This window comes from Niveispirillum sp. FG156 (genome assembly GCF_057809555.1).
Genome location: NZ_JBMDKE010000098.1, coordinates 1 through 581, shown reverse-complemented (window position 1 = coordinate 581; position 581 = coordinate 1). Strand labels below are relative to the sequence as shown.

Sequence of the window (581 nt, the reverse complement as noted above, 5' to 3'; positions counted from 1 at the left end):
CGGGGCATTCCCGCCCATGACACGCTGAATGACGTGATCAACGGGCTGGACGCGGAGCTGTTCAAGGAATGCTTTGCCAACTGGGTGGAAACCTTGCGCGACGACGCCCCCGACATCATCGCCATCGACGGGAAAACCTCTCGGCGGACCCACGACCGGGCGCGTGGCCGTAGCCCGCTGCATCTGGTGTCGGCCTGGGCGGCGCGTCAGCGTCTGGTTCTCGGCCAGGAAGCGACCGAGGCCAAGTCCAACGAGATCACCGCCATCCCGCTGCTGCTGGAGCGCCTGGAACTCACCGGTGCCCTGGTCACCATTGATGCCATGGGCACCCAGACAGCCATCGCCGAAACCATCCGCGCCAAGGGCGGTGACTATCTGCTGGCCCTCAAGGCCAACAGACCCGCCACCCATCAGGATGTTGAGCGCTTCTTCGATGATCCGCCTCCGGACATGATCGCCGACACATGCGAAACCACGGACAATGACCATGGACGCCTCGAAATCCGTCGTCACACGGTCTGTCATGATGTCGGCTGGCTCTTCTCAGACCGGCGATACACCGATCAACCCAGCTTCCCGGC

Annotated in this window: 1 protein-coding gene; it reads left to right on the top strand. The window is 63.3% G+C overall.

Annotated elements, in window-relative coordinates; translation table 11 throughout:
- The coding region (locus ACODSP_RS28225) for an ISAs1 family transposase (protein ID WP_488968827.1) at positions 1 to 581 on the top strand (581 nt) is incomplete at both ends.